Genomic DNA, 26,993 nt, shown 5'->3' with positions numbered 1-26,993 from the left:
ACCAATGCGCCAGCAGCACCCGGGCTATTGGCAACGGTAGTCGGACGGCATCCGGCTGTCGCGGAAAGGATCAGTGAGCGCATCGGTGTACTGCCCCATCAGCAGGCGGTGGGTCGGCAGCAGGTTCTGCCGGTAGAAGCGGCCGAACGATGCGAGGCGCTCGCCGCGCGCGGTCAACCGCACACAACCATCATGGATCTGCACGGTTCCGGACTGCAGCTGCTCGGTCAGGCGCACTTCCACCAGGTGATGCTCGCGGACGTACTCTTCAGTGAACACCTGGCGGAACGCGTCTTCGCGTATCCCACCACCACGCTGTTGCAGCTTCTCCAGGATGTAGAAGGACAGCGAGCGGTCGATGACGGTCGGGACCGAGATCGCGAACACATAGCCTCCCAGCAACCAGATGGCGGCCAGCTGGATCAGCTCGAGGCGGCTGAAATCCCTGAACCACTTCAACATGTACAGGCCAGCAAACACCACCACCGCTGCGATCACCGCGTCGAGGATGCTGGCATACAGCACCACGTTCACGCGGAACTGGCGCATGTGGACGTAGTAGACCAGCAGCAGGGCGGCAATGAATGCAAGGGTTGCCAGCGCGGCACGCAGATATTTGTTCATTTGAACACCAGGAACTTGTTGGCGACGAAGCTGACGGCCATCTGCATTCCGGTCGCCAGCACGAACCCTGCGCGGTAGTCCAGGCCCCATCGATCGGCCCAGACGTACATCACCAGCGCATGCAGGACGGCGATCGCGGCGTAGATCAGCAGGAACAGCGAACCCTGCCGTGCCAGGCTGCCCTGCCTGCCATGGAAAACGAAGTAGCGGCTGCCGAGGAACGACACGGTGATGCCAAAGACCGCTGCAATCGCGTTGGCCATCGCGGCCAGCGGGACGTGCAGCACCTCGATGTTGAAGTGCAGCACTCCATAGTGCACTGCGGTGGCGACCAGGCCATTGATCACGTAGCGGACGGCCTGTCCGCCCAGCGCATCCTTAGCCACTGCGGCGGCCGGCATGCAGGACCTCGTCGACGAATTCGCGATAGCTGCCCACGCTCATGACGCCACCGCCGCGCATCATCCCCGACAACATCAGGATGATCAGCGTCAGTGCCGCGGTCTGCAGGAACACCAGCACCAGAATACCGAATGCCAGCGAGAACCAGCCCTGTGATGCAAAGCCCAGCATCTTCAGCCCGGTGGCGACGATGCCGCCGATGATCGACAGTGCCGCCACCAGGGTGCAGGCGATGCCCACGCGTACCAGCACATCCTCGGCAAACACCATCAGTGCACGGAATCCGTGCAGGGCCAGGCCGACGAAGTTCATCTTGCTGCGGCCGGCATAACGCGGACCACGATCCAGCGCACAGGTCTGCACGCGCAGCTTCGAGCCCAGCACGCAGGCGGCAACGTGGATCCACAGCTCCTGCATCGATGCCAACCGGCGCACCGCCGGCATCTTCGCCGCCATGAAGTTGCCGAAGCTGATCTGGCGCCCGCTGAGCAGCGAGAACAGCAGCTTGTAGACGATGTAGAACGACTTGAACTTCAGCGATTCGACCCGGCTGCGACGGCTGGCCACCACCACGTCGACATCGGCCGAATCCAGGCCCGCCACCAGCTCGGTGATGCTCTCCGGCGTATCCTCGCCATCGGAATCCATCACCACGACAATGTCATTGCCATCGAAGTGCTCGGCCACATAGCCCAGGCCGATGGCGATCGCACGCTGATGCCCGACATTGCGACGCAGGCGGATCACCACGCCCTCCAGCCCCGAAGCCTCAATGGCGCTGATCGGCAATGGCTGCCGCACCGAGCCGTCGTCCACGGCCACCACATAGGTGTCCGGACCCTGGGTGCGGGCGAGCTCGACGAACAGCTTCGAGGAGGCTTCCAGGTCCTCGTAGACCGGCATCACCACGATCTTGCGCATCGTCGCCACCTCAGGCCTGCAAGCGATGGCGGAAATAGGCGATGGTCTCCTTCAGGCCGTCCTCCAGGCCGACCTTGGGCTCCCAGCCCAGATCCGCTTTGGCCAGGCTGATATCCGGCTGGCGTTGGCGTGGATCATCCGAGGGCAGCGGGCGGTACTCGATCTTCGACGCGCCGCCGACCAGGCGGAGCACGGTCTCGGCCAGTTCCAGCATGGTGTACTCGGACGGATTGCCGATATTGATCGGACCGGTGAGATCAGCCGGTGAGTCCATCAGCCGCAACATGCCTTCGATCAGGTCATCGACATAGCAGAAGCTGCGCGTCTGGCTGCCATCGCCATAGATGGTGATCGGCTCGCCCTTCAGCGCCTGCACGATGAAGTTGCTGACCACCCGGCCGTCATTGGGATGCATGCGCGGGCCATACGTGTTGAAGATGCGCATGACCTTGATTTCCAGCTGGTGCTGGCGCCAGTAGTCGAAGAACAGCGTTTCGGCGCAACGCTTGCCCTCGTCATAGCAGCTGCGGATGCCGATCGGGTTGACCCGGCCCCAGTAGCCTTCCACCTGCGGGTGGATTTCCGGATCGCCATACACCTCGCTGGTGCTGGCCTGCAGGATACGCGCGCGCAGGCGCTTGGCCAGGCCGAGCATGTTGATTGCGCCATGCACGCTGGTCTTGGTGGTCTGCACCGGGTCCTGCTGGTAGTGGATCGGTGACGCCGGGCAGGCCAGGTTGAAGATCCGGTCCACTTCCACATAGAGCGGGAACGTCACGTCATGGCGCATGAGCTCGAACCGTGGGTGGCCCAGCAGCCCATCCACGTTCGCCTTGCTGCCGGTGTAGAAGTTGTCCACGCAGAGGACGTCATGGCCGCCCGCGATGAGCCGATCGCACAGATGCGACCCGAGGAAGCCCGCGCCACCGGTCACCAGCACGCGTTTCTGATCGTGAGTGAATTTCAAAGCAAACCTCGATCCTTCTGGAACAGCAGGCCAATCGGCGATGGCCACTCGGGCCATGTCCTCGGTCGTCAGCGCGCAATTGTATGCGAACTGCCTGCTGGCCATGGCCCATCGACGGGGAATCGGCCGGCCCCACTCCCATGCCAACGCTACTGGCCGGGCGCCCCTGGCTCACCGGCCGTTTGCAGACCCTCCCGCTATAATCGGGTTTCTCTATCCGGATGGACTGGTTCGATGCCCCTGCCCGCCTTCAAGGCCTATGACATCCGTGGCCGCGTGCCCGAGGAACTGAACGAAGACCTGGCCCGCCGCATCGGTGTGGCACTGGCCGCCCAGCTCGCACCGGGCCCGGTGGTGCTGGGCCATGACGTGCGCCTGACCAGCCCGGCGCTGCAGGACGCGCTGGCGGCAGGCCTGCGCGGCACCGGCCGGGAAGTGATCGACATCGGCCTGTGCGGCACCGAGGAGGTCTATTTCCAGACCGACCACCTGGGTGCGGCCGGCGGCGTGATGGTCACCGCCAGCCACAACCCGATGGATTACAACGGCATGAAGCTGGTCAAGGAGAACGCACGGCCGATCAGTTCCGACACCGGCCTGTTCGCGATCTCCGATGCGGTCGCCGCCGACACCGCCAAGGCCCAGCCGCCGCGTGCCGGCCAGGTCGCCCAGTATGACAAGAGCGCCTACATCCAGCACCTGCTGAGCTATGTCGATGCCGGCAAGCTGAAGCCGCTGAAACTGGTGGTCAATGCCGGCAACGGCGGCGCAGGCGCCATCGTCGACCTGCTGGCACCGCACCTGCCGTTCGAGTTCATCCGCATCTGCCACGCGCCGGACGGCAGCTTCCCCAACGGCATTCCCAACCCGCTGCTGCCGGAGAACCGTGCCGCCACGGCCGATGCGGTGCGCGAGCATGGCGCCGACTTCGGCATTGCATGGGACGGCGACTTCGACCGCTGCTTCTTCTTCGATCATTCCGGCCGCTTCATCGAGGGCTACTACCTGGTCGGCCTTCTGGCCAAGGCGATCCTGGCGCGCAATCCGGGCGGCAAGATCGTGCACGACCCGCGCCTGGTCTGGAACACGGTGGACATGGTCGAGCAGGCCGGCGGTGTTGCGGTGCAGTGCAAGAGCGGGCATGCGTTCATCAAGGAAAAGATGCGGGCCGAGGATGCCGTGTATGGCGGCGAGATGAGCGCCCATCACTACTTCCGCGAATTCGCCTACGCCGACTCCGGGATGATTCCGTGGCTGCTGATCGCCCAGCTGGTCTCCGAAAGTGGCCGTTCGCTGGCCGACTGGGTGGAAGACCGGATGGCCGCCTATCCGTGCAGCGGCGAGATCAACTTCAAGGTGGGCGATGCCAAGGCCGCAGTGGCGCGGGTGATGGAGCATTTCGCGGCACAGTCGCCGGCACTGGACCATACCGATGGCATCAGCGCGGATTTCGGCAACTGGCGCTTCAACCTGCGCAGCTCCAACACCGAACCGCTGCTGCGCCTGAACGTCGAATCGCGTGGTGACGCTGCACTGATGCAGGCGCGCACCGACGACATCTCCCGCCTGATCCAGTCGTAACCGAGGCCCGCATGAGCAGCATCCAGCCCGTCATCCTTTCCGGCGGCTCCGGAACCCGCCTGTGGCCGCTGTCGCGCGAGGCGTATCCGAAGCAGTTCCTGCCGCTGGCCGGCGAGCTGACGATGCTGCAGGCCACCTGGCAGCGCGTCGCCCCGCTTGCGGCGCGTGGCCCGCTGGTGATCGCCAACGAAGAGCACCGTTTCGTCGCTGCCGAGCAGTTGCAGCAGGTCGGGGCCGAGCCGGCCGCGATCATCCTGGAACCGGTGGGCCGCAACACTGCACCGGCGATTGCCGTAGCCGCGTTGGAAGCCACCCGTGACGGTGCCGACGCGCTGCTGCTGGTGCTGCCCTCCGACCATGTAATCACCGACGAGGCGGCGTTCCGCAGTGCGGTACAGGCCGCTGCCGGTGCCGCCGAGGCCGGCAAGCTGGTGACCTTCGGCATCGTGCCGACCGGCCCGGAAACCGGATACGGCTACATCAAGGCGGCCGATGGGCAGGGCCTGCGCGCCGTCGAGCGCTTCGTCGAGAAGCCCGATCTGGAGACGGCCTCGGGCTATGTCGCCAGCGGCCAGTACTACTGGAACAGCGGCATGTTCCTGTTCAAGGCGTCGCGCTACCTGCAGGAGCTGGAACGTTTCCAGCCGGAAATGCTGGCCAGCAGCCGCCAGGCCTGGCAGCAGGCTCGCCGCGATGCCGACTTCACCCGCCTGGACAAGGACGCCTTCACCGCCGTGCCCTCGGACTCGATCGACTACGCGGTGATGGAAAAGACCGCCGATGCAGTGGTGATCCCGCTCGATGCCGGCTGGAACGATGTCGGCTCGTGGACCGCACTGCGCGATGTCTCGCAGCAGGACGGCGACGGCAATGCCCACCAGGGTGATGTGATCGCCATCGATTGCCGCAACACCTATGCCTATGCACAACGCCTGGTGGCGCTGGTCGGGCTGGACGATGTGGTGGTGGTGGAAACCGACGATGCCGTGCTGGTCGGCAAGGCCGACCGCATGCAGGACGTCAAGACAGTAGTCGCGCAACTCAAGGCCGAAGGCCGCAGCGAGGCCACCTGGCATCGCAAGGTCTATCGCCCGTGGGGTGCCTACGATTCGATCGACAACGGCGAGCGCTTTCAGGTCAAGCGGATCACGGTCAAGCCCGGCGGCACGCTGAGCCTGCAGATGCATCACCACCGCGCCGAGCACTGGATCGTGGTCAGCGGTACGGCTGAAGTGACCCGCGGCAACGAGGTGATCCTGCTCAGCGAGAACCAGAGCACCTACATTCCACTGGGCGTGACCCATCGCCTGCGCAACCCGGGCAAGCTGCCGCTGGAACTGATTGAAGTGCAGTCAGGCAGTTATCTGGGCGAGGATGACATCGTGCGGTTCGAGGATACGTACGGGCGCAACTGACGCGAAGCCCGCTGGAGGATGCCGACCGTTGGTCGGCACGTCGCCTACCGGGTCAGGCCATCTCCGCCATCACCCGCTTCAGGCCGTCCTGCCATGCCGGCAGCACGATGCCGAAATCCTGTTGCAGCTTGCGGTTGTCCAGCGCCGACCAGGCCGGGCGCTTGGCCGGGGTCGGATATTCGGAACTGGGAATCGCCTCGACGGTCGGCACCTTGGCCAGCACGCCAGTGGCCAACGCTTCGGCGAAGATCGCCTCGGCAAAGCCATGCCAGCTGGTCTGGCCGCTGGCGGTGAGGTGCCAGGTGCCCGACAGGTGGCGCGGATGCTGCAGCGCCAGCGCGGTGACGTCGGCGATCAGCGCCGCCGGCGTGGGCGTCCCGATCTGGTCGTCCACCACCCGCAACACATCGCGCTCGGCGCCCACGCGCAGCATGGTGCGCAGGAAGTTCGCGCCATGCGAGGCATAGACCCAGGCCGTGCGGAAGATCAGGTGGCGACCACCGGCCGCGCGCACGGCGTCCTCGCCGTCGCGCTTGCTGATGCCGTAGACACCCAGCGGTGCGGTTGGCTCGTCCTCGCGGTAGGGCGCGGTGCCCTGGCCATCGAACACGTAGTCTGTGGAGTAATGCACGAACGGCACGCCATGCGCCGCACACCAGTGCGCGATCACGCCCGGCGCCTGCGCGTTGGCGGCTAAGGCGGCATCAACATCCTGTTCTGCGCGGTCAACGGCGGTGTAAGCGGCCGCATTGACCACCAGCGACGGCTGCACGCGGTCCAGCAATGCCGGCAGGCTGTCGGGCTGGCCGAAATCGGCCGTTTCACAGGCACTTCCGTCGGGCAGGACGCCACTGCGGGTGGTCGCGACCACCTTGCCCAGCGGTGCCAGCGCGCGCAGCAGCTCCTGGCCGACCTGGCCGTTGCCACCGAACACCAGCACGGTCATGGCACGTAGACCGGCAGGCGGTCTTCGGCAATGTCCTTCAGGAACGGTGCGTTCTCGTCCTTGGCCGACAGCGTCGGTGCACTGACCGGCCAGTCCACGGCAATGTCGGCATCGTTCCAGCACACGCCGGCGTCGAAGTCCTTCAGGTAGACCTCAGTGCACAGGTAGCTGAACACCGCCCGCTCGGACAACACCGCAAAGCCGTGCGCAAAGCCTTCCGGAATCCAGAACTGCTTCTTGTTCTCCGCACTCAGCACCACCGCTTCCCACTGGCCGAAGGTCGGCGAGCCGCGACGAATGTCCACGGCGACGTCGTAGACCTCGCCCTCCAGCACCGACACCAGCTTGCCCTGCGGACGCGGCCACTGGTAATGCAGGCCACGCAGCACGCCCTTGGCCGAAGTGGACACATTGCTCTGCACGAAGCGATCCGGCAGGCCCAGCGCGGCGAAGCGCTCGGCGTTCCAGGTTTCGAAGAAATAGCCGCGGGCATCGCCGAACACGGCCGGTTCGATCACCACGCAGCCGGGCAACCTGGTTTCAATCACTTTCACGGAACAACTCCACGCAGGGCGAGCTTGTGCAGGTACTGGCCGTAGCCATTCTTGATCAGTGGTGCAGCCAGGGCTTCCAGCTGCTCGGCAGTGATCCAGCCCTTGCCGAAAGCGATTTCTTCCGGGCAGCAGACCTGCAGGCCCTGGCGGGTCTGGATGGTCTCGATGAAGTTGGAGGCTTCCAGCAACGATTGGTGGGTGCCGGTATCAAGCCATGCGTAGCCGCGCCCCAAGGGTTCAAGGTGCAGGCTGCCCTGCTGCAGGTATCTGCGGTTGAGATCGGTGATTTCCAGCTCGCCCCGCGCAGAGGGCTTCAGCTCGGCAGCGTAATCGCTGGCGTTGCCGTCATAGAAGTACAGGCCGGTCACCGCATAGTTCGAACGCGGATTGGTCGGTTTCTCGACGAGGTCAATGACCTTGCCACCGCCGTCGAACTCGGCCACGCCATAGCGCTCGGGATCGTTGACCCAATAGCCGAACACCGTGGCGCCCTGATCCCGGGCATCGGCGCGCCGCAGCATTTCACTCAGCCCATGGCCATGGAAGATGTTGTCACCCAGCACCAGACAGCTCGGCTTGCCGGCCACGAAATCGCGGCCAATCAGGTAGGCCTGTGCCAGCCCATCCGGGCTCGGCTGCACGGCGTACTGGATGTCCATGCCCCACTGCGAACCGTCGCCCAGCAGCAGCTGGAACAGGGCCTGCTCGTGCGGGGTATTGATGATGAGCACTTCACGGATGCCCGCCAGCATCAGCACGCTGAGCGGGTAGTAGATCATCGGCTTGTCGTACACCGGCAGCAGCTGCTTGCTGACGCCCTTGGTGATCGGATACAGCCGGGTGCCGGAACCGCCGGCGAGGATGATGCCCTTGCGCTGGGACATAAGATCTCCTGGGTTCAGGCCGCCGTACCGATGCGCTGCAGGCGGTAGCTGCCATCCAGCACGCCGTTCACCCATTCCTGGTTGTCCAGGTACCAGTCAACGGTGCGGGTGATGCCCTGCTCGAAGGTGTAGGCCGGCTCCCAGCCCAGGTCGCTCTTCAGCTTCGACGCATCGATCGCGTAGCGGCGGTCATGACCCGGGCGGTCGGCCACGTAGGTGATCTGGCTGCTGCGCGGCTCGCCATCCGCGCGCGGGCGGCGCTGGTCCAGCAGTGCGCAGATGGCCTGCACCACTTCGATGTTCTGCTTTTCCGAATTGCCACCCACATTGTAGGTCTCGCCAACCTTGCCCTTCGCGAGCACCGTGCGGATCGCTTCGCAGTGGTCGGACACGAACAGCCAGTCGCGCACCTGCCTGCCATCGCCGTACACCGGCAACGGCTCGCCGGCCAGCGCCTTGGCGATCACCAGCGGAATGAGCTTCTCGGGGAAGTGGTACGGGCCGTAATTGTTCGAGCAGTTGGTGGTCAGCACCGGCAACCCGTACGTGTGATGGAACGCGCGCACCAAGTGGTCCGAGGCAGCCTTGGACGCCGAGTACGGCGAATTCGGGGCGTACGGCGTGGTTTCGCTGAACTTGCCGGTCTCGCCCAGGGTGCCGTACACCTCGTCGGTGGACACGTGCAGGAAGCGGAACGCCGCGCCCTGCTCGGCCGGCAGTGCCTTCCAGTAGTCGCGCACGGCTTCCAGCAGGCCCAGCGTGCCGACCACGTTGGTCTGGATGAAGGCGCCCGGGCCGTCGATGGAGCGGTCGACATGGCTCTCGGCGGCGAAGTTCAGCACCGCGTCCGGTTGGTGTTCGGCCAGCAGACCAGCGACCAGTGCCCGATCGCCGATATCGCCCTGCACGAACAGATGGTTGGGATCCCCCTCCACGCTGGACAAAGTCTTCAGGTTGCCGGCATAGGTGAGCACATCGAGGTTGACGACCTTGATGCCACGGGCGACGGCTTCGAGAACGAAGTTTCCGCCAATGAATCCGGCGCCGCCGGTGACGAGCCAAGTGGGCACGAAAGGCATCTCCTTGAAGTGGACAAATCTGCGGGCGGTGTCTGCAACCCGCCGCACGTTGACCGCCAAGGATACATGCCCAGCCGCTCGCCCCCCCAACACCTGAATGAACAGGCGCTAGCCGGCCATCCCGCCAACAGGGTCGGACTCGACCTGCAACATCCAGACCTTGATGTCAGCAGGCAGCAGCCGCATCACCGGCGCGAGCATACTCAACGCAGCCGTGAGCGCCATGGCCTTGGCCGTCGACACCGACCGGTCGTAGCGGATGCGCGCGTACAGACCTTTCACGCTTAGGGAAGGCAGCGTACGGGCGCGCAACAGTCTCAAACCGGTACGGGCACCAATCGCGCGCATGCTGCCGTCGTCCAGGTAATGCACGTGTGGCGACGGGAACCCCTTCTGCCACAACCGCTCGAAGCTGGCAGGTGCCCCCATCCGGGCCATCACCCGCGCGACCCGGTAGAGCACGCCCGTTCGTGCCGGTGCATTGATCACCACCACGCCCCCGGGGCGAAGGACGGCCGTGCAGGCCCGCATCGCAGACAGGATGTCGGGGATGTGCTCCATGACGTCATTGAAGACGATCACGTCAAATTTCTCACCCACCTGCAGCACGTCCGGGAAGAACCCCCGGCGGACGGGCAAGCCGCGCGCGCTGGCCGAATCGGCTACGCGGGCGTCGGGCTCGATGCCCACGACCTCGAATTGGCCCTCGGTGGCCTGCAAAAACCAACCATGGGCACAGCCGACATCCAACAGCCGCGGACGCCCCTCCGCCCGCTGCGCAAACCGCGCTGCCAGATCCTCGGCCAGCACGGCGAAGTTGCGCTGTCGAAGGTCACTCAACCCCTCTTCGCGAAGTACCTCGTCCAGCACCTCGCGATCCCCCTGCACATCGATATCCACGCGAAGCGAGCTTCCCTCATAACTGCACCGGCCGCATTGCAGATGCCAAGGCTGCAGCCCAGCCTTGAGCCGCCCCTCGCAGGCAGGACATTGATCGAATCCCATCAACATCGTCTCCAGGTTCTGACACTCGCATGACCCGCTCTCCCCGGGCCCGGGAAACATCGTGGCAACTTCAATGACCTCCGGAGCATAGCGCCCTCACCCGCCCCCCCCCCCTGCTGCACGCGCAGCACGCCAACGCGGGGACACCGTGGCGGCCCTACCAAACCATACGCATTCGCATGGTCCCCTCAAGCCAGCTAGAATCGAGATCCCACCCCCGAACCGGTTGCTGTGCGAGGACCGGACGTTCTCACCGTTATTGAAGGACCCCGTACCAGATGAAAATCCTCGTCGCGTACAAGCGCGTGGTGGACTACAACGTCCGCATTCAGGTCAAGCCGGACGGTTCCGGCGTGGTCACCGACGGCGTCAAGCTGTCCCCCAACCCCTTCGACGAAATCGCCCTGGAAGAAGCCCTGCGCCTGCGCGACAAGGGCATCGCCAGCGAAGTGGTGGTCGCCACCATCGCCCCGGCCGACGCCCAGGCGCACCTGCGCAACGGACTGGCCATGGGCGCAAACCGTGCCATCCACGTCGTCACCGACCAAGCCATCCAGCCGCTGACCGCCTCGCGCACCCTGCTCAAGCTGATCGAGAAGGAACAGCCGGACCTGGTGATCCTCGGCAAGCAGGCCATCGACGACGACGCCAACCAGACCGGCCAGATGCTGGCCACGCTGTGGGGCCGCCCGCAGGCGACCTTCGCCAGCAAGCTCGAGATCGCCGACGGCAAGGCCACGGTCACCCGTGAAGTCGACGCCGGCCTGGAAACGCTGGAAGTGGATCTGCCGGCCGTGGTCACCACCGACCTGCGCCTGAACGAGCCGCGCTTCATCAAGCTGCCGGACATCATGAAGGCCAAGGCCAAGCCGCTGGAAACCCTGCAGCTGGCCGACCTCGGCGTTGAAGCCGCCGACACCTTCAAGACCACCCAGTACGCCGCGCCGTCCAAGCGCAGCAAGGGCGTGATGGTCAAGGACGCGGCTGAACTGGTTGCCGCACTCAAGCAGAAGGGGTTGCTGTAATGAGCAAGATTCTCGTCATCGCCGAGCACCACGACGGCAAGCTCAACGCCGCCACCGCCAAGACCGTCAGTGCCGCCGCCGCCATCAGCGGTGCCAGCATTGATGTCGTGGTACTGGCCGCCGATCCGGCCGCCGTCGCTGCTGAGGCCGCGAAGATCGCCGGCGTTGCCAAGGTCCTGACCGTGGCCAACGCCGCCAACGCGCAGGCCATCGCCCAGGTGCTCGCGCCGCAGATCGCGCAGTTGGCCAAGGGCTACACCCACGTGTTCGGACCGTCGACCACCTTCGGCAAGGACCTGATGCCGTGCGTGGCCGCCCTGCTCGGCGTCAACCAGGTCTCCGACCTGATGACCGTCGAAGGCAGCCACACCTTCAAGCGCCCGATCTACGCTGGCAACGCGATCATCACCGTGGAAGCACCTGCCGACCAGATCGTGGTCGCCACCGTGCGTGCCGCCTCGTGGCCGGAAGCCGCCCAGGGCGGCATTGCCGCCATTGAAGCGGCCAGCGTCGATGCTGCCCTGCCGACCCATACCCGCTTCATCGGCCTGGCCGCCGGTGCCAGCGACCGCCCGGACCTGCAGAGCGCCAAGCGCGTGGTCTCCGGCGGCCGTGGCGTCGGCTCGGAAGAGAACTTCAAGGTCATCTTCCAGCTGGCGGACAAGCTCGGTGCCGCCGTCGGTGCTTCGCGTGCCGCAGTTGATGCCGGCTATGTGCCCAGCGACCTGCAGGTCGGCCAGACCGGCAAGATCATCGCGCCGGAACTGTATGTGGCGGTCGGCATCAGTGGCGCGATCCAGCACCTGACCGGCATCAAGGATGCCGGCACCATCGTCGCGATCAACAAGGACGGCGATGCGCCGATCTTTGAGATTGCCGATATCGGCCTGGTGGGAGATCTGTTTGCGATCCTGCCGGAGCTGGAAAAGGCGCTGTAAGCCTCACTCCCGGCAAGTACGCTATCAACTGCCGGGGGACCAGACCACCCAATGGCAGCCCGGTGCGTAACCGGGTTGCCGGGGCACCTGTCTGGATCAGATACTCCGTTCCTGCACAGCCGACCGGCGGCCCCTCCCGCTCCTCCTGGCGCAGGATCACGGATAACTGCCTATCGTTCGGACGGATGAGCCCGACGACTGGGCTGAACGCCCCCCGTAAAGCACATGAGCGGCAGCCCGCGTACCGCGAGCCTCGCGCCTGAATCTCGATAGCGATTACCGAGGTTGCCATCATCTATCATTGGCCTCGTCACCGGTAACCATGAAAGGCATGAAAATGCGACAAAACAATGCGGCTACGAACCGGGGCTTTCCTCTGTGACGGCTTCCAATCGACCGCTTTGCGTGGATCTTGATGGAACCCTACTGCGTTCTGACATCCTCTACGAGTCCTTGTTGGCGCTGTTGGCGCACAATCCACTGTATGTCTTCCTGATTCCCTTCTGGCTGTTGAAAGGCAAGGCGTATGTGAAGCGCCAACTGGCCTCGCGCGTGCAATTGCCCGCAGCAATTTTGCCTTATGACGAGCGGGTCCTGGAAATTCTACGCACCACCACGCAACGGCCGCGCGTACTGTGTACGGCATCGGACCGGCTGCTGGTCCAACCCATTGCCGACCATCTGGACCTGTTCGAAGAGGTCATGGCCAGCGATGGGTACACCAACCTGTCCGGCACCAACAAAGGGCAGGCATTGGCGGAGCGCTTCGGTGAACGCGGCTTCGACTATATGGGTAACGGCCAGGTCGACCTGAAGGTCTGGGCACACGCCGGAGGAGCCATTGTTGTCAACAATGGCAATGGGCTGGTCCGCGCGGCAAGCACGCGGACGGAAGTCCTGGCCCACCTGCCATCTCAGAACGGAGGCCTGCTCACCTGGATCAAGGCCCTTCGCGTCTATCAGTGGCTGAAGAACCTGCTGGTGCTGGTGCCCTTGCTGACTGCCCACCGCTTCTTCGACCTCGGCTCGGTCGTCGATGCCGGGGTGGCCTTCCTGGCATTCGGCCTGTGCGCGTCAGGCGTCTACCTGCTCAACGACCTGCTGGACTTGACTCCCGATCGTATGCATCCGCGCAAGCGCCGGAGGCCATTTGCCGCCGGGACGCTCCCATTGCTGCACGGGCTGCTGGCAGCCCCGCTGATCACGCTGGCCGGATTCGCACTCGCCCTTGCCTGTAGCCCAGCCTTCGCCGGCGTGTTGCTGTGCTATTACGTAATGACACTGAGCTACTCCCTCAAGCTCAAGCGCATTGTGATGATTGACGTCGTAATGCTGGCGGCGCTGTACACCGTGCGTATCATCGGCGGCGCAGTGGCAATCAGCTCTGAACTCTCGTTCTGGCTGTTGGCTTTCTCGATGTTCGTGTTCCTCAGCCTGGCCATGCTCAAGCGCTATACGGAACTGGCTTCGGCGCTGGCCAGTGGCAAGGAAGTGGCCATCGGCCGTGGCTACTCCGTGGCCGACCTGCCGCTGGTGCAATCATTGGGAGCCGCCGCGGGTTACATAGGCGTGCTGGTATTCGCGCTGTACATCAACAGCCCCGAAAGCCTGGAGCTATACACCAGCCCGAAACTGCTATGGCTCCTTTGTCCGATCCTGTTGTACTGGATCAGCCGCATGTGGATCGTCTCTCACCGTGGCGACATGCATGACGATCCCATCGTATTCGCTGCGACAGACCGTAGTAGTCAAATCGTGATCGGCTTGTGCCTCCTCATCGTCCTGATCGCAATATGAGAGCACCGGCCGGCCAATCCTGGGGGCGCTATCCGCGAGTCAATCAGCGGATAGTGCCGGTTTTCGACCGCGACGTTCCGCTGCCATTGCCTGTCGATGGGGGCTCGGTGCTGCCTCACGGCAATGGCCGCAGTTATGGCGACAGTTGCCTGAACCCGGATGCCACGCTGCTCACCAGCCACGGACTGGACCGATTCATCGATTTTGATCCCGCTACCGGCGTCGTGCGCTGCGAATCCGGCGTAACCTTGGCCTCCATACTGGATATTGCACTGCCACGTGGCTGGTTCCTGCCCGTGACACCGGGCACACGCTACGCCACCGTTGGCGGCGCCATTGGCAATGACGTGCACGGCAAGAACCACCATCGCGCCGGGACCTTCTGCCATCATGTGCTGCGCTTGGAACTGCTACGCAGCGATGGTTCGCGCCAGCAACTCACGGCAGCTGACAGTAGTGGACTATTCGCGGCCACCGCAGGGGGATTGGGCCTGACCGGATTCATTACCTGGGCCGAACTGCAGCTTCGCCGGGTACCCGGCCCATGGATCGAAACCGAGTCGATCCGATTCGGCAATCTTGATGAATTCTTCGAGCTTTCCCGGGATTCTGCAGCAGGCTATGAGTACACGGTGGCCTGGATCGACTGCCTTGCCAAAGCGCGCAACCTCGGCCGTGGCCATTTCCTTCGCGGCGACCACGCACCCGGCGACGCTCAAGCGGCCACGCCCAGTTCAGCCCCACGACGCAGCATGCCGTTGGTCCCCCCGGTCTCGTTGGTCAACGGCCTTACTCTGCGTCCATTCAACACGCTGTACTACTGGCGGCAGCCCGCGCATCGGGCACGCCATGTATCGCATTACCAGAGCTATTTTTATCCATTGGACGGCATCAACCACTGGAACCGCATGTACGGACCGCGAGGCTTCCTGCAGCACCAGTGCGTGTTGCCGCCTGCGCACGCTCGCGATGCGGCAGCAGCCTTGCTGGCTGAAATCGCCCGCAGCGGTCGCGGCTCGTTCTTGGCTGTTCTCAAGGAGTTTGGCGACATCCCGTCGCCGGGGATGCTTTCATTCCCGCGTCCAGGCACAACCCTAGCCCTCGATTTCCCCAATGACGGCCCGGGCCTGCTTACGATGCTGGAGCGCCTCGATCGCATTGTCAGCGACGCCGGTGGCGCGGTGTATCCGGCCAAGGACGCACGCATGTCCGGCGCGCTGTTCCGCCAGGCCTATCCGGCCTGGGAGCAATTCTCCCATTTCATCGACCCTCGATTCTCATCCGGCTTCTGGCGTCGGGTGATGGAGTAACCATGCAGAAGATCCTGATCATCGGCGCGACATCGGCCATCGCCGAGGCGGTAGCACGCCAATACGCCGGACGTGCCGCGGCGCTCTATCTGGTCGGCCGTAGCGCCGGGAAGCTTGATGCCATTGCCGCCGACCTACGCGTGCGCGGCGCCCAGCGTGTGGAGACCGGGGTTCTGGACGTGAACGATGTGGCCGCACACGGTGGACTGCTGGACAACGCATGGGCAGCGTTGGGGGGCATCGATACCGTTCTAATCGCCCACGGCACTCTGCCGGACCAGGCCGCCTGCGATGCCTCTGTAGACCTGTCACTACACGAGTTCGCCACAAATGCCACCGCGACGATCGCTCTTGCCGCTGCACTTGCACAGCGTCTACAGCATGGCGCTACTCTGGCCGTGATCTCCTCGGTGGCGGGCGATCGCGGTCGCGCCAGCAACTACCTGTACGGCAGTGCAAAAGCCGCCGTTACTACCTATCTAAGCGGGCTTGGCCAGCGCCTGCACGCGAGCGGCGTCAATGTACTGGCCATCAAGCCTGGGTTCGTCGATACACCAATGACAGCCGCGTTCAAGAAGGGAGCACTCTGGGCGACACCGGAACAGGTGGCCAATGGGATTCTCAAGGCAATTGGAAAGCGCAAATCCGTGGCTTACCTGCCTGGCTTCTGGTGGGCAGTAATGATGATCATCAAGAATATCCCAGAGTTCATTTTCCGCAGGATCAAGCTTTGAGCAGATCACGTTTGATCTTTGCCTACTCGAGCTTTGCGGCCGCCTCCATTCTGGTCAACATCGGCACCCAGGCCTTGGCTGTCCTTCTGTATCAGGGACCATATTCGGTGCCGGCGTCTGTCGTGCTTGGAACTGCAACAGGCCTGTTGTGCAAGTACTTCCTCGACAAGCACTTCATCTTCGGCCATAGCTCAGAGAGCGCCTCCCAAGAAGCAAAGACATTCACCCTTTATGTAGTTATGGGGCTGGCGACGACGCTGATTTTCTGGGGGACCGAAGCTGCCTTCCATTTCATGTTCGAAGGAGACGCCATGAGGTATGTCGGAGGAATCATTGGCCTGAGCATCGGCTACGCGGTGAAGTACAGGCTTGATTCGCACTTTGTCTTCAAGAAGACGGCGGTGCCAGGCCGTCGTCACGAATGAGAGCGCCGGACGCCAGCTGACACGTTGCCGGCGATGCAGCCCGCCGCATGGGAGGAATATCCCACCCATGCGGCACAGTAGGCCGGAGAATTGCTGGAGCCCAGCCTGCCGTTGTCCTGCGCAATCATTGATCATGCATCTGCCCCTCCCCCTACCGCTCGCGACTGGCCCCGTCATGCTTGAAGGGACGCCCCAGCGGAGGCAGTGGCAAGGGCGTCAATCCCTGCGCCGACAGACGACCTAGGTACAGCGAGCAACTAGTGTCCCCATCGAGCAGATCATCGTCCCTGGAGGCGCAGCGGAAGCTGTGGTGCCTCCGCTGCCCTGCAGCCGCCGGACGCCAGCCGGGCGCGGGTATCCGCTACTTGTTGCGGCTACGGTAGAGGACGAGGAATGAATACTCTCCGAAGTAACCGGGAGCGGGCGTTCCGTAGTGCTCCACGGCCTCATAGTTGGAATCAAACCAGAGTCGATCCGCATCATTCGAGAAGAGAGGCGCGTTCGGGCAACTGCGCGGAGGCGTCAGCATCACGTTCCGGTCCATCTCGAACTGCCTCTTGATGACGAATTGTGGCTGCAACTCCTTGAGTGCGGAAACGAAATACGCGCAGCCGTACTTCTGTGCCAGCGGCTGTGTTTCATCATCCACCAGCCCGACTTCGTCGAAGATGCGCGCATTGTTGAAATAACCCTGCCAGCCAGCAGCCTCCATCCAGACCGAGCGAGCATGCCAGCGCTCGTTCAGTTCCTTGGACAAGCGGCCACGGAAACCCGCGTCCTGGGTAATCCAACCGACGATCTCCGTGCGCTGGGTTGCAAGTCGGTGTCCCATCAACCAGCTCGTAGACAACAGCACGATTGTGACGCCCAGCATGGCTGCGCCTACATTGCCACGCAGTACTGAGAAGCAGCAATTGATTCCTCGACTGATGAGAACGCCATACTGGACCAGCGCGAAGGAAAGCCAGAAAGTTACATACCATTCCCACAGAGAAGGAATGAACAGGACGAAACACGAATATCCTGCGACGAACGCTGGGTACACGCCTCGAACCCACGGCATCTGCTTGCGATCACCTTGCAGGAAATCGAGGATGCCGATGATTGCAGAAGCAAAAATGCCCACCAGCAGAAGCACCGTCACCCCACCACCAAGACCGATGAACGAGTCCAGATAGATGATCCGCTGCACGAAGAAATCAAGATTGTACGGTGGACTGGGATTGCCGAAGTATGCCTTCGCCTGCACTGTGCCCGCGATGTAAGCGCCGGATACGAGCTTCAGCATCAACGGAAATGCCACTGCGCCTGCCAGATAGCCGACTGAGACCCGGATACGGCTCGACTTATCCGACATCAGCAGTGCATAGAAGAGGACTGCAGGAATCAGAATGAGCGCAATTTCCGGCCGGTTCCATGACAGGAAGCCAACCAGTGTTGCGAGCAGACCATCCCGCGTGCCCACAGATCGGACAGCCAGCAGGCCAAGAACGCCAACACATACGAGCATGAACGGCCCTTCAAGCCCCAGATAGAGGAAGCGCAGGGGCCAGAAGAACAGGACGCTCAGGAGCGCCATGGCAGCAACCGACACAGTGCGAGTCCGCGAAGGCGCGGCCATTGCAAAGGCGATAGCCGCTGCCAGCAGCGCAAACCCGCAGAAATAGTAGTGCGCCACCAACACGTCGAGGGACGGACTTGCCAAGTAGAATGGCTTGATGGCAAGGAACGAGAAGATCCAGAAAAGCGGATTTGTCGCGCCGAGTGCCGATTCACCGCGGTTGTATACGAATCCGCTGCCCTCGAGCATGTTGCGCAGATGACGCAGTCCGATCATCGCGTCTTCCTGCATGCCAATGTGCAGCAACTCCCGCATCAGAAGCACTCCAGGCAGGAGCACCAGAACCAGGCCGACTCCCAGCAGGGTCAATCTGAGCAATGGCGCTGTGGGCGTCGCCATCAGCGCTCTGACTCGTTGCAAGCGTAGGGTTCTATTCACGGGGTCGCCTAAGGTAGATAAATTCAAGCTAACTGCGGATTTTGAGCCGGAAACAGGGGGCTAGTCAACGCCTCAACAGACTAGCGTGAGCCTGGCAGGGCTTGTATGCAACAATGAAGCTTGCCGATTGCAGGATCAGAGAATGCGCGTTTTGGTCACCGGTGGAGCAGGCTACCTAGGGAGCCACGTTTGTGCCGAGCTTCTGCTTGGGGGGCACGAAGTCACCGTCGTCGATGACTTCAGCAATGCCCGGCCGGACGTGGGCGAACGACTCAACATGCTCACCGGCCGCGTAGTGAACATCATCACCGGCGACATCAGGAACCGCGCGACCCTTGACCGCGCCTTCCTTCAGCAGCGCCCCGAGGCCGTCATGCACTTCGCGGCTCTCAAGGCCGTGGGAGAAAGTGCAGTTGTGCCTCTGGCTTACTACGATGTCAATGTTGCTGGGACGATCAACCTGCTCCAATGCATGCAGCGCAATGCGTGTCACAAGCTCGTCTTCAGCTCATCGGCAACGGTTTATGGAAATTCTTCCCATTGCCCTATAAATGAAAGCGCCCCCACTTCGGCGACAAGCCCGTACGGTCGCACGAAGCTCTTCGTCGAGCAGATCATCAACGATGCAAAACTGGCCGACCCGTTACTGCAGGCGATCAATCTCCGTTACTTCAATCCGGTGGGCGCACATGAATCCGGGCTACTGGGGGAAGAGCCCAGTGGCACTCCCAACAATCTGATGCCCTATATCGCCCAGGTTGCAGCCGGGCTTCGCTCGCATGTTTCGGTATTCGGTGCGGATTATCCGACGACTGATGGAACCGGCATCCGGGACTACATCCACGTATGCGATCTGGCCACAGCACATATTCGAACACTGGAGGCACTACCTAATCTTTCCGGTTTGAACGCATTGAATCTGGGAACCGGAATACCCTACTCGGTACTCGATGTCATCAGGGCTTTCAGCGAAGCATCGGGACGACCGGTACCCTACGAGATCGTTGGCCGGAGACCAGGCGATATCGGTGAATGCTGGGCTGATCCCTCACTTGCAGAATGCCGGCTGGGCTGGAGCGCGAAGTTGGATCTGGCCAAGATGTGTCGGGATACTTGGAGATGGCAACAGATTCTGATGAGCAGATCGCAGTAGCTTCTGCCGGGTGAGCCACTGAGATGCGATGGTATTGCCACGCATCTCAACGACGTAGCCGCCGCAACAGGGCCGACAATCTGTATCCCAGCCCGACGATGCGACTACGGCGCAATGCCTGCATCTCGTCGAGCGCCTCGACAACGCCCCCCAGCAACAGCCCGGACGAGCTCCCATCGATCCGCGGGGGAGCGGCCAGCGCTCCCAGCAGGTTCGGCGACACCACCGGTCCCTGCCCGATCAACGTCGCTCCGCCCACCATCTCCGCGTAAAGCAGGCTGTGGCGAGCGCGCATGGCCGGATCGTGGATCATTGAATCCGGTCGCTGCCGGTAGAAAAAATGAACGTCGTTGGTGACAACGAAACGACTGCCCTGCTGCAGCGCGCGCCGGTAAAGCTGCCAGTCTTCATAGGAACGCAGGCTTTCGTCATAGCCGAGTGCACGCAGTACCGAAGTTCGCGCCAGGCTGGTCGCCGTTGAGAAACGATTGCCCAGCGTACCGGAATCAAATGCCGCACCAACCATTGGCAAGCCCTGGCCGAGCCGCAACTCGTTCACATCAAGCGCAGATTCGTCACCGAAGAAGTAGGCGCAGCGGGGAACAACGAAGTCGTGCGCAGGCTGTCGCTGCAGTGCGCGTACAGCAATCGAAACAAACTCTGGCGACACCAGGTCATCCGCGTCCAGGCACAGGGTGAACTCACCCTGCGCTGCGGCAACGCCGGCATTCCTGGCAGCAGACAATCCCTGGTTGAACTCAAGACGGACCACGCGCAGGCCAGCGGTGGGGCTTGCTTCCAGCTCTTCGATGAGCTGCACCGTGCCGGGATCCGTCGATCCATCGTCAACAACGATGACCTCCAGATCGCTCCATGAAAACCGCTGTATGTTGCGCAAGGTCTGCGGCAGCCAGCGGCCCATGTTGTAGCAGGGCACGACCACGGAGACCTTGGCGGGGCCCGGCGTACCAACGTCAAGCTTGGGCAGCGGCGGGGAAGGCCCCATCCGCAGGTGACGGGTGGGCACCCACTGCTGCGAAGCCCGCAGCGCTTCGAACAGCCCACGGGCATCCGTGTAGCCAAGATGGGTCCGCCCCTGTTCCCACCCCTGTGCGGCAGCCAGCGCCGGGTTGGCGACATCCACAATCAGGCTATGGCCATGAGCAAGCAGCTCCCGCGCCAGAGCCGAGCCTGCAGACCAGCGATCAGGCATGACCACACGCATGGGCGAAGCGCGCAGGCAATCCGCAGGCGCTTCCTGGAAACGATGGCGCAGGGCAGCAGGCACCACATGCAGCACTTCGGATAGAAGCGCAGGCTGGCAGACGACCGAGACCTGCAGCAGACCATCATTGTTCTGCTGCAGGTAACCGGAAATCGCCCGCAGGCACTGCCTGAGAGCAGGCGCTTCGGTTGCGACGCAAGCCAGTGCTGAACCCACTGCATGGTGCTCCGACACGAGCCCGGCCGGCTCCGGCAGCGTCGCCTGCAGGTGAAGCGGCCTCTGGCTGCCTGGAAGGAAGCGCTGCAAGGATTCTGCGATCGCCTGACTATCGACCAGAACCTGGTCGCATTGCTCCAGGCACATCCGCTCCATGTCCATCAACATCAGCGCAGCCATCTCGACATTGCGTCCCTGCCTCAGGACTTCGATGGCCTGGATGCCGTCAAACCGCAACATCACGCGCGTAGTGTCAAACACCTCTGACAGAGCTCGCTCCTGGAGAAGTGCGTAGGCCAGCGCACCACACGATGGAATCTCCACACAGTCCAGGTGCACATCCTGCTGCAGCGCCCGAAGCGCCGCCATCACCGCCAATGACCAACCGAGCTGCTCCGCGTCACCACTGCGGCGGACATCAGGCAACCGTCGGCCCTGCATCGCATGCAAAGGCGAATCCACGCACAGTTTGCGTCTCTCTGTACACTCCTCGAGCAGGTCGGCGGGCGGCGCTCCCTCGCCAACGATCAGCACCGAAGCAGCAGGTATCGCGCGCAGGCGGGCACGCGCCAATGCAGCCCGCTCTCCGCCAACACGCCAACACGCCAGCTGGATGACGATCACATGCATCGATGCTGCCCCGGAACGCTCACCGCAATCGGCGATAGATCGGCGCCAGTCGCTGCACCGACCATTTACCCAAGCGCAGTACCCATGGCGCCCGCTTCTGCAGAAGCCTGGCAAGTGCCAGGGTGTAGCGCACGGACTCGCTTTCCATCAGTGCCTGCAGCCGATAGGCCATTTCCGCGTTGGAGGCATCCCCCATGAACCCGCTCGGCGATACATGCGCACCGAAGATGAAGTACGCAGGTACCTCCAGTGAGCCGACACGCACGCGCTTGCGCTGCAGGCGCCGGCGCATCGCGATCTGGATCTGCTCCAAGTGCCGTTCATCTGGTTGCCCCTGATGCCGTGCAAGCACGTTCACGGCGGAAGTCACCATGAAGCGTGCACCCGACTGGCAGGCGCGCAGCATCATTTCCCATACTTCAAGTGCAGGGATGACGGGATCGAATGCGAAGCGCCTGGCGGCCTCGGTCCGGATCACGTAGCTTTCCGGCGCCAGGCGGTTCTCGTAGAGTCCTGCGAGGCGTCCTTCACCATAGAAAATGTGGAATCCATCCGGGGCGACATTGCCGGCGATCACATCATCGGGATCCACGGTCACGCCCACCTGCCCCACGACCACATCAAAATCCGGGTGCGACGCCAATGCGCTCACCGCGCCATTGAGGAAGCCCGGCAGTAACTGGTCACCACCGCGCACGAATCCAGCAAACGGCGTCTCAACCAACGCAAGGCCCATGTTGCGCGCTACAGCGTCACCAACGGGAACCGCAAGCCGGTGCACGGACAAACGTGGATCATTGCTGCCCAGCTGGTCCAGCACAGCGATATCGCGTGGGTCGCGCGAGGCGTCGTCAATCACGATCAGCTTGTCAAGCGTCAGATTGGACGCGAGGATGCTGTCCAGCGAATTCAACACGCGGCCCGCGCTATCGCGGTTGACGACGACTACGGTCAATTGCCTGTCCAGGGGAACCGCAGCAGGCACCGCCACCGGATCAAGCCCCTTCCAGGGAAGCGGGTCCTTCGGCACCTCGACCGGCGACAGTCGGCCGACGGCGCTTTCAAACAGCCCGGAAAGCGCGCGTGCCAGATCTTCGGCGCTGCCATCAAACGTGCTGCAGTTGTATCCATCCCGCCACGGACTGCCCGGCCCGAAAGCCGGATTCTGCGCGTTGAGCACGCAGGCTGCGCCTGACAGCGACGCCTCGTACGCAGCAAGGCAGAACGACTCCCATGGAGACGGGAATACGCATACCGCACCAGAAATGCTCTTCTCGCGCGCCGCACCGGTTACGCCACGGGCAAACACCACCCGGCTGCGCAGGTCCTCCGGCACCAGCGAGATGACATACTCCTGATAGCTCACATCAAAAGAATGCGCCAGGAAAACAATGTTGCCCTGATAACGCGGCCTGTCCCGCAGGAACTGGATGCAGCCACGGATGAAAGTATCCGGGCGCTTGATGTCCTGCAGTTTCGAAGTGAACAACAGCGACGTTGTATCATCGATCACGGTGGTCTGCGTGGTCGGCTGCATCGTATCCAGCAACACCGGCGGAGCATGCAGGCGCAGGCGTGGAGTCCACTCCTCCTCGCTGAAACCGTAGAACACGCGGAAGGCCTCGGCAACCGGTGCGATCTGACCGACGATAAGGTCGCAATCGGCCAGCGCCTTTCGTTCCAGGTCAAAGAGATTCAACCCGTGCACACTCTGCACGCGCGGCTCAAAATCGGCCAGGATGCTGTCTGTGGTGTGCAGGCGCACGGCCAGCGTGGCCGTCGTCAATGCGCTGCCAAGCAGCTTTTCCTGGGTTGCGGCGAACGCAGGTGCCCCCCAGTCCACGAACTCGACATACTCAAGCGGGCCTTTCAGACGTTCCAGCTCGAGCAGCCCCTGCAGCACATGCACCGATTCCCAGTGCAGCATGCTGTGGGTGAACGCCGGCATTGGCGGGAAAATCTCCCCACGCTCGTCTACTTGTTGAAAGCGCGAGTGCGGCCACGCGAGGAAGGTCACGCCCGGGTGGGCGACCGCGAACGCATCCGCTTCAACGTTGTCGCCAACGTAAAGTACTGCCATCTCCGCGCGATCTTCTTCCGGCGCGGTCATCAGCATGTTCGCGATCACGCGTCCAATGCCACCGGCGGTAAAGGGGAAAAGTTCGCGGGTAACAAAAACCCTCAAGCCCATTTTTAGATTTCCATAAATTCTGAGTATCGCTCGAAGGACAACGCCACCATCTGGCGCGAGTAGGACGACATCATGTCATCCATCTCTACTGCGGGAGCCGCCAACATCCGGCGCAGCGTCTGGCGTACATCGGCAACGCTGAGCGGATCGGCCACCTGGGTGATCTCGACATAGGGATGGTCTTCCAGCGCATCCATCCCCAGACGCCCCCGCAGCGCGGGAGTACCTGCAGCAAGCGCCTCCAACTCCACCATCGGATGGCAGTCGACGATGGAGGCATTCATCACTGCATCGGCTTGCGACATCGCCTCCATCATCTGCAACTGGCTGAGTTTTGGAAGACGCTTTACATTCTTGTCCACCCGGTACGGCAAGGCGAAATCATCCGCCATCAGCCAGATGTTTGCCACTTCCCCGGTCGCTGCCGCAGCCGCGGCGTTCGTGAAGATGTTCTTGTGGATCAGATTCCAGGACGGAATGAATACGGTGGCTCCGGTCGCCCGCCGCGGAATGCGCTTGCCGGTATAGGCTGGCGGCATGTTGTAGACCTGCCTCTGCCAGCCCGCTACATCTGCGAGCGCCGCATGGGAACCTGCGCGCATGACACTGACCCTGCGGATCAGGCCAGTGCGGACCGCCTTGTAGGCCAGTGCGAACAGGCGCCGCTCTTCAGCATGGATCCACATCGAGGGCGCGCCATGCCAGACCATGTAGATCCGGTCGAATCCGGCCGCAGCGAGGCCTTTCACCCATTGCAACATGCCGTCGGAGAATCCATGGATAACCAGCCGATTCACCTTGTTGGCGGCAAGCAGACGGGCCACCTCCTCAACATCACCGGCGTCGGGCGCTGAGGTACTGGTCACCGCAAGCTTGTGCCCCGGCAGCGAGCCGCAGGCCGCGCGGATACCGAACCACTCCTGATGCATGATGTGGCAGACCCGCTCATGCCCGACCACAGTCTGCGCGAAACGCATGTCACGGCGGGCGTTGAACTCGTAGACCGAGGGTACCGGCTGACCGACCGATGCACTGCCACCCACCGGCGCGTCGAGGTATGGCATGGCGCCCTCATCCATCCGGCTGCTCAGGGCCTGGCGAACCTGTTCACGAAGGCCCTGCTGCCATTGCAGATGCTGGTTGGCGCTTTGGGCAGCGTCCAACCTGGCCTGCGCCTGCTCAAGCTCTCGCTCCTGCTGCGCCAGCGATTCGACAAGCGTCGCTTCACGCGCATGCAGCGCTTCGATCCGCCCCAAGGACTGGGCGTGCTGCACGGAGGTCTCGCCACCCAGCACGCCGATACGCATCGCCAATGCCGGAAGCGCATCAATGGCGGCGGTAAGATGGCCTATGCCATCCAGCAGACCCACGTCATCGCCTAGATGCTGTCGCGCGATGTCCAGATTCGTTCGCGCGTGTTCTTCGGCCTGACGATAGAGTTCCACCGCATCACGCATCTGCGCGATGTCGCCGCCAAGCGTGGCACTTTCCACTTCCATGCCACGCGCAACAGCCGTGGTAGCTTCCAGCGTCCGCAACAGGTAGTCACCGGCGGTGATCGGTTCAAACCCGCGGGCGCCCGGCACACGAAGCTGGCGTGGGATCCCGGCGGCGGATTCATGCAGAATGTAGATGGCATGGTCCGAAAGGATTCCGTCTTCGACGTCCACATTCATGTCCGGCGCCAACGTGCCGGCAAAATCATGACTCCAGCAACCTGCATGCCACAGGTTGGCCAGCAGGCTGATCGACACCGGCCGGTTCTCGATGAAGCACAGCCGCCCTCCGGGCGCCAGCAACACGCGCATCTGTGCAAGTACGTCTGCCGCCTGTTCGCGGTCGTTGTGGATCAACACCGAGACGGTGAAGATCACATCAAACTGCTCCCCCTGCATGGCCTCGGCCAACGAAGATCCGACGCGGATGCGACGCCCGATGTCTGCGGCCAGTTCAACAGGCGGTTCACGCAGCAGCGGCTCCACCATCGCAGGGGAGATATCGAAACCGAAGTAGTCCACGAAGGCATGCTGCGGCAGCAACCGCGCAAGACGTCCGAAGCCCACCCCGAAATCCAGTACCCGGACCGGCCGCCCCAGTTGTTCGGAACGCTCCGCGAGGAATCCCACCAGCCACGCTTCCTGCCGGGCGTAATTGCTGTTGCCCGCCTCACGCCGGATCTTCTGCTGGTCGGCATAGAGATCACCGCTCCTGTTGATCCAGTAGTCCCGGTTACGAGTATTCATTCAGGCACGGGCCTCTATCGGCTGATCGCTGGTGATGCGCCCATGCTCAAGATGCATGATGCGATTGCAATTGGCGGCGATGATGTCCTGATTGTGGCTGGCCAGGACCAGAATGCTGGCCTTCTGTACGATTTCGGCGAGGCGTTGCTGAGCACGGGCGTTGAAGTCCGCATCGCCGACACCCAACCATTCGTCCATCAGCAGGATCTCGGCATCGAAACTGGTGGCAATCGAGAACGCCAGACGCACCATCATGCCACTGGAGTACACGCGCACCGGCATGTTCACATAGGGGCCAAGGCCCGAGAACTCGCAGATCTGCGGGATCTTGCTTTGGATCTCAGCACGGGAAAGCCCATGCAGCAACCCCTTCAACCGGATGTTCTCGACGCCAGTTGCTTCGAAATCCATGCCCATCGTCACGTCCAGCAGATTGGCAACGCGCCCCTGGCTGCGGATGTAGCCAGAAGTTGGCTCATAAACGCCCGCAAGTGTTTTCAGCAACGTGGTCTTGCCTGCCCCGTTATGGCCGACGAGACCCAGCTTGTCACCCTCACGCAGGTTGAAGGTGACGTTCTGGAGAGAATCCACCACGGTCACGTTGCGGCTGGTGGGAGCCACGCGCCCGCCGGTAACGGCGGACATGATGGCTCCCTTCATGGAGCGGTTGTTGGTGCCATAGATCGGCAGCTGGACGCTGCAGTCGACCACTTCAATGAAGGTCATGGT

The 26,993-nt window shown here is 62.8% G+C and carries 23 protein-coding genes; 9 read left to right on the top strand and 14 right to left on the bottom strand.

Features of this window, described 5'->3' with window-relative positions:
• Positions 1-24 precede the first annotated feature (24 nt).
• From EZ304_RS12220 to EZ304_RS12205, 4 genes are read right to left on the bottom strand one after another with little or no spacing between them, the layout of a single operon-like run.
• Positions 25-624 (bottom strand): hypothetical protein, encoded by a 600-nt coding sequence (locus EZ304_RS12220; protein ID WP_099551407.1) that lies wholly within the window; start codon positions 622-624, stop codon positions 25-27.
• Positions 621-1,025: a GtrA family protein gene (locus tag EZ304_RS12215; protein WP_134528229.1), complete on the bottom strand. Its 405-nt coding sequence runs from the start codon at positions 1,023-1,025 to the stop codon at positions 621-623. The genes EZ304_RS12220 and EZ304_RS12215 overlap by 4 nt, the downstream gene beginning before the upstream one ends.
• The gene (locus EZ304_RS12210) at positions 1,003-1,947 is read right to left on the bottom strand and encodes a glycosyltransferase (protein WP_099551409.1); all 945 of its coding nucleotides are present in this window, start codon (positions 1,945-1,947) and stop codon (positions 1,003-1,005) included. Before EZ304_RS12210 ends, EZ304_RS12215 begins: the two co-directional genes overlap by 23 nt.
• A gap of 10 nt (positions 1,948-1,957) precedes the next feature.
• Positions 1,958-2,914: a UDP-glucuronic acid decarboxylase family protein gene (locus tag EZ304_RS12205; RefSeq protein WP_099527084.1), complete on the bottom strand. Its 957-nt coding sequence runs from the start codon at positions 2,912-2,914 to the stop codon at positions 1,958-1,960.
• Between the two features lie 234 nt (positions 2,915-3,148).
• Here EZ304_RS12205 and EZ304_RS12200 point away from each other — a divergent pair, with 234 nt between their 5' ends.
• Positions 3,149-4,495, top strand: a complete 1,347-nt coding sequence (locus tag EZ304_RS12200; RefSeq protein ID WP_142807204.1) for a phosphomannomutase — start codon at positions 3,149-3,151, stop codon at positions 4,493-4,495.
• A gap of 11 nt (positions 4,496-4,506) precedes the next feature.
• Positions 4,507-5,910 (top strand): mannose-1-phosphate guanylyltransferase/mannose-6-phosphate isomerase, encoded by a 1,404-nt coding sequence (locus EZ304_RS12195; RefSeq protein WP_142807203.1) that lies wholly within the window; start codon positions 4,507-4,509, stop codon positions 5,908-5,910.
• Between the two features lie 52 nt (positions 5,911-5,962).
• Here the strand turns inward: EZ304_RS12195 and rfbD are convergent, their stop codons facing one another.
• From rfbD to EZ304_RS12170, 5 genes are all read right to left on the bottom strand, one after another.
• The gene (gene rfbD, locus EZ304_RS12190) at positions 5,963-6,856 is read right to left on the bottom strand and encodes a dTDP-4-dehydrorhamnose reductase (protein WP_142807202.1); all 894 of its coding nucleotides are present in this window, start codon (positions 6,854-6,856) and stop codon (positions 5,963-5,965) included.
• Positions 6,853-7,410, bottom strand: a complete 558-nt coding sequence (gene rfbC / locus EZ304_RS12185; protein WP_142807201.1) for a dTDP-4-dehydrorhamnose 3,5-epimerase — start codon at positions 7,408-7,410, stop codon at positions 6,853-6,855. The genes rfbD and rfbC overlap by 4 nt, the downstream gene beginning before the upstream one ends.
• On the bottom strand, positions 7,407-8,294 hold the full coding sequence (rfbA, locus tag EZ304_RS12180) for a glucose-1-phosphate thymidylyltransferase RfbA (RefSeq protein WP_142807200.1): 888 nt from the start codon (positions 8,292-8,294) through the stop codon (positions 7,407-7,409). The genes rfbC and rfbA overlap by 4 nt, the downstream gene beginning before the upstream one ends.
• Positions 8,295-8,308: 14 nt before the next feature.
• Positions 8,309-9,364 (bottom strand): dTDP-glucose 4,6-dehydratase, encoded by a 1,056-nt coding sequence (gene rfbB, locus EZ304_RS12175; RefSeq protein ID WP_142807199.1) that lies wholly within the window; start codon positions 9,362-9,364, stop codon positions 8,309-8,311.
• Positions 9,365-9,481: 117 nt separating this feature from the next.
• Positions 9,482-10,273 carry a class I SAM-dependent methyltransferase gene (locus tag EZ304_RS12170; protein ID WP_185959179.1) on the bottom strand — a complete coding sequence of 264 codons (792 nt, stop codon included), beginning with the start codon at positions 10,271-10,273 and terminating at the stop codon, positions 9,482-9,484.
• A 383-nt stretch (positions 10,274-10,656) separates the two neighbouring features.
• Between EZ304_RS12170 and EZ304_RS12165 the strand changes: the two genes are divergently transcribed.
• The 6 genes from EZ304_RS12165 to EZ304_RS12140 all read left to right on the top strand — a co-directional run bounded on the left by EZ304_RS12165 (position 10,657) and on the right by EZ304_RS12140 (position 16,607).
• Positions 10,657-11,403 (top strand): electron transfer flavoprotein subunit beta/FixA family protein, encoded by a 747-nt coding sequence (locus tag EZ304_RS12165; RefSeq protein WP_012509979.1) that lies wholly within the window; start codon positions 10,657-10,659, stop codon positions 11,401-11,403.
• The gene (locus EZ304_RS12160; protein ID WP_142807197.1) at positions 11,403-12,341 is read left to right on the top strand and encodes an electron transfer flavoprotein subunit alpha/FixB family protein; all 939 of its coding nucleotides are present in this window, start codon (positions 11,403-11,405) and stop codon (positions 12,339-12,341) included. Before EZ304_RS12165 ends, EZ304_RS12160 begins: the two co-directional genes overlap by 1 nt.
• A gap of 405 nt (positions 12,342-12,746) precedes the next feature.
• On the top strand, positions 12,747-14,138 hold the full coding sequence (locus EZ304_RS12155) for a UbiA family prenyltransferase (protein ID WP_260678102.1): 1,392 nt from the start codon (positions 12,747-12,749) through the stop codon (positions 14,136-14,138).
• Positions 14,135-15,448 (top strand): FAD-binding oxidoreductase, encoded by a 1,314-nt coding sequence (locus EZ304_RS12150; protein ID WP_142807196.1) that lies wholly within the window; start codon positions 14,135-14,137, stop codon positions 15,446-15,448. Before EZ304_RS12155 ends, EZ304_RS12150 begins: the two co-directional genes overlap by 4 nt.
• 2 nt (positions 15,449-15,450) lie before the next feature.
• Positions 15,451-16,182: an SDR family oxidoreductase gene (locus EZ304_RS12145; RefSeq protein WP_142807195.1), complete on the top strand. Its 732-nt coding sequence runs from the start codon at positions 15,451-15,453 to the stop codon at positions 16,180-16,182.
• Positions 16,179-16,607 (top strand): GtrA family protein, encoded by a 429-nt coding sequence (locus EZ304_RS12140; protein ID WP_142807194.1) that lies wholly within the window; start codon positions 16,179-16,181, stop codon positions 16,605-16,607. The genes EZ304_RS12145 and EZ304_RS12140 overlap by 4 nt, the downstream gene beginning before the upstream one ends.
• A 361-nt stretch (positions 16,608-16,968) precedes the next feature.
• Here EZ304_RS12140 and EZ304_RS12135 read toward each other — a convergent pair whose 3' ends face one another.
• Positions 16,969-18,567: a hypothetical protein gene (locus tag EZ304_RS12135; RefSeq protein WP_142807193.1), complete on the bottom strand. Its 1,599-nt coding sequence runs from the start codon at positions 18,565-18,567 to the stop codon at positions 16,969-16,971.
• Positions 18,568-18,748: 181 nt separating this feature from the next.
• Between EZ304_RS12135 and galE the strand changes: the two genes are divergently transcribed.
• Positions 18,749-19,759, top strand: coding sequence for a UDP-glucose 4-epimerase GalE (gene galE / locus EZ304_RS12130; RefSeq protein WP_142807192.1), 1,011 nt, complete (start codon positions 18,749-18,751; stop codon positions 19,757-19,759).
• A 46-nt stretch (positions 19,760-19,805) separates the two neighbouring features.
• On the opposite strand, the gene EZ304_RS12125 is transcribed toward galE, so the two are convergent.
• From EZ304_RS12125 to EZ304_RS12110, 4 genes are read right to left on the bottom strand one after another with little or no spacing between them, the layout of a single operon-like run.
• Positions 19,806-21,830 (bottom strand): glycosyltransferase family 2 protein, encoded by a 2,025-nt coding sequence (locus EZ304_RS12125; protein WP_142807191.1) that lies wholly within the window; start codon positions 21,828-21,830, stop codon positions 19,806-19,808.
• A gap of 19 nt (positions 21,831-21,849) precedes the next feature.
• Positions 21,850-24,021, bottom strand: coding sequence for a glycosyltransferase (locus EZ304_RS12120; RefSeq protein ID WP_142807190.1), 2,172 nt, complete (start codon positions 24,019-24,021; stop codon positions 21,850-21,852).
• A gap of 2 nt (positions 24,022-24,023) precedes the next feature.
• Positions 24,024-26,264: a methyltransferase gene (locus EZ304_RS12115; protein ID WP_142807189.1), complete on the bottom strand. Its 2,241-nt coding sequence runs from the start codon at positions 26,262-26,264 to the stop codon at positions 24,024-24,026.
• Positions 26,265-26,990 carry an ABC transporter ATP-binding protein gene (locus tag EZ304_RS12110; protein WP_012509968.1) on the bottom strand — a complete coding sequence of 242 codons (726 nt, stop codon included), beginning with the start codon at positions 26,988-26,990 and terminating at the stop codon, positions 26,265-26,267.
• Positions 26,991-26,993 lie beyond the last annotated feature (3 nt).

Origin of the sequence: Stenotrophomonas maltophilia, assembly GCF_006974125.1 — a bacterium.
In the GTDB taxonomy this organism is placed as follows: domain Bacteria; phylum Pseudomonadota; class Gammaproteobacteria; order Xanthomonadales; family Xanthomonadaceae; genus Stenotrophomonas; species Stenotrophomonas maltophilia_O.
The sequence above is the reverse complement of the archived record's forward strand: the minus strand, read 5'-3'. Positions and strand labels throughout refer to the sequence as shown.

Excerpts from the sequence above, each read along its gene's own strand:
- EZ304_RS12165 (WP_012509979.1), top strand. The coding sequence starts at position 10,657 with ATGAAAATCCTCGTCGCGTACAAGCGCGTGGTGGACTACAACGTCCGC.
- EZ304_RS12125 (WP_142807191.1), bottom strand. The coding sequence starts at position 21,830 with ATGCATGTGATCGTCATCCAGCTGGCGTGTTGGCGTGTTGGCGGAGAG.
- EZ304_RS12145 (WP_142807195.1), top strand. The coding sequence starts at position 15,451 with ATGCAGAAGATCCTGATCATCGGCGCGACATCGGCCATCGCCGAGGCG.
- galE (WP_142807192.1), top strand. The coding sequence starts at position 18,749 with ATGCGCGTTTTGGTCACCGGTGGAGCAGGCTACCTAGGGAGCCACGTT.
- EZ304_RS12210 (WP_099551409.1), bottom strand. The coding sequence starts at position 1,947 with ATGCGCAAGATCGTGGTGATGCCGGTCTACGAGGACCTGGAAGCCTCC.
- EZ304_RS12120 (WP_142807190.1), bottom strand. The coding sequence starts at position 24,021 with ATGGGCTTGAGGGTTTTTGTTACCCGCGAACTTTTCCCCTTTACCGCC.
- EZ304_RS12160 (WP_142807197.1), top strand. The coding sequence starts at position 11,403 with ATGAGCAAGATTCTCGTCATCGCCGAGCACCACGACGGCAAGCTCAAC.
- EZ304_RS12195 (WP_142807203.1), top strand. The coding sequence starts at position 4,507 with ATGAGCAGCATCCAGCCCGTCATCCTTTCCGGCGGCTCCGGAACCCGC.
- EZ304_RS12200 (WP_142807204.1), top strand. The coding sequence starts at position 3,149 with ATGCCCCTGCCCGCCTTCAAGGCCTATGACATCCGTGGCCGCGTGCCC.
- EZ304_RS12115 (WP_142807189.1), bottom strand. The coding sequence starts at position 26,264 with ATGAATACTCGTAACCGGGACTACTGGATCAACAGGAGCGGTGATCTC.
- EZ304_RS12135 (WP_142807193.1), bottom strand. The coding sequence starts at position 18,567 with ATGGCGACGCCCACAGCGCCATTGCTCAGATTGACCCTGCTGGGAGTC.
- rfbA (WP_142807200.1), bottom strand. The coding sequence starts at position 8,294 with ATGTCCCAGCGCAAGGGCATCATCCTCGCCGGCGGTTCCGGCACCCGG.
- EZ304_RS12220 (WP_099551407.1), bottom strand. The coding sequence starts at position 624 with ATGAACAAATATCTGCGTGCCGCGCTGGCAACCCTTGCATTCATTGCC.
- EZ304_RS12150 (WP_142807196.1), top strand. The coding sequence starts at position 14,135 with ATGAGAGCACCGGCCGGCCAATCCTGGGGGCGCTATCCGCGAGTCAAT.
- EZ304_RS12215 (WP_134528229.1), bottom strand. The coding sequence starts at position 1,025 with ATGCCGGCCGCCGCAGTGGCTAAGGATGCGCTGGGCGGACAGGCCGTC.
- rfbD (WP_142807202.1), bottom strand. The coding sequence starts at position 6,856 with ATGACCGTGCTGGTGTTCGGTGGCAACGGCCAGGTCGGCCAGGAGCTG.
- EZ304_RS12110 (WP_012509968.1), bottom strand. The coding sequence starts at position 26,990 with ATGACCTTCATTGAAGTGGTCGACTGCAGCGTCCAGCTGCCGATCTAT.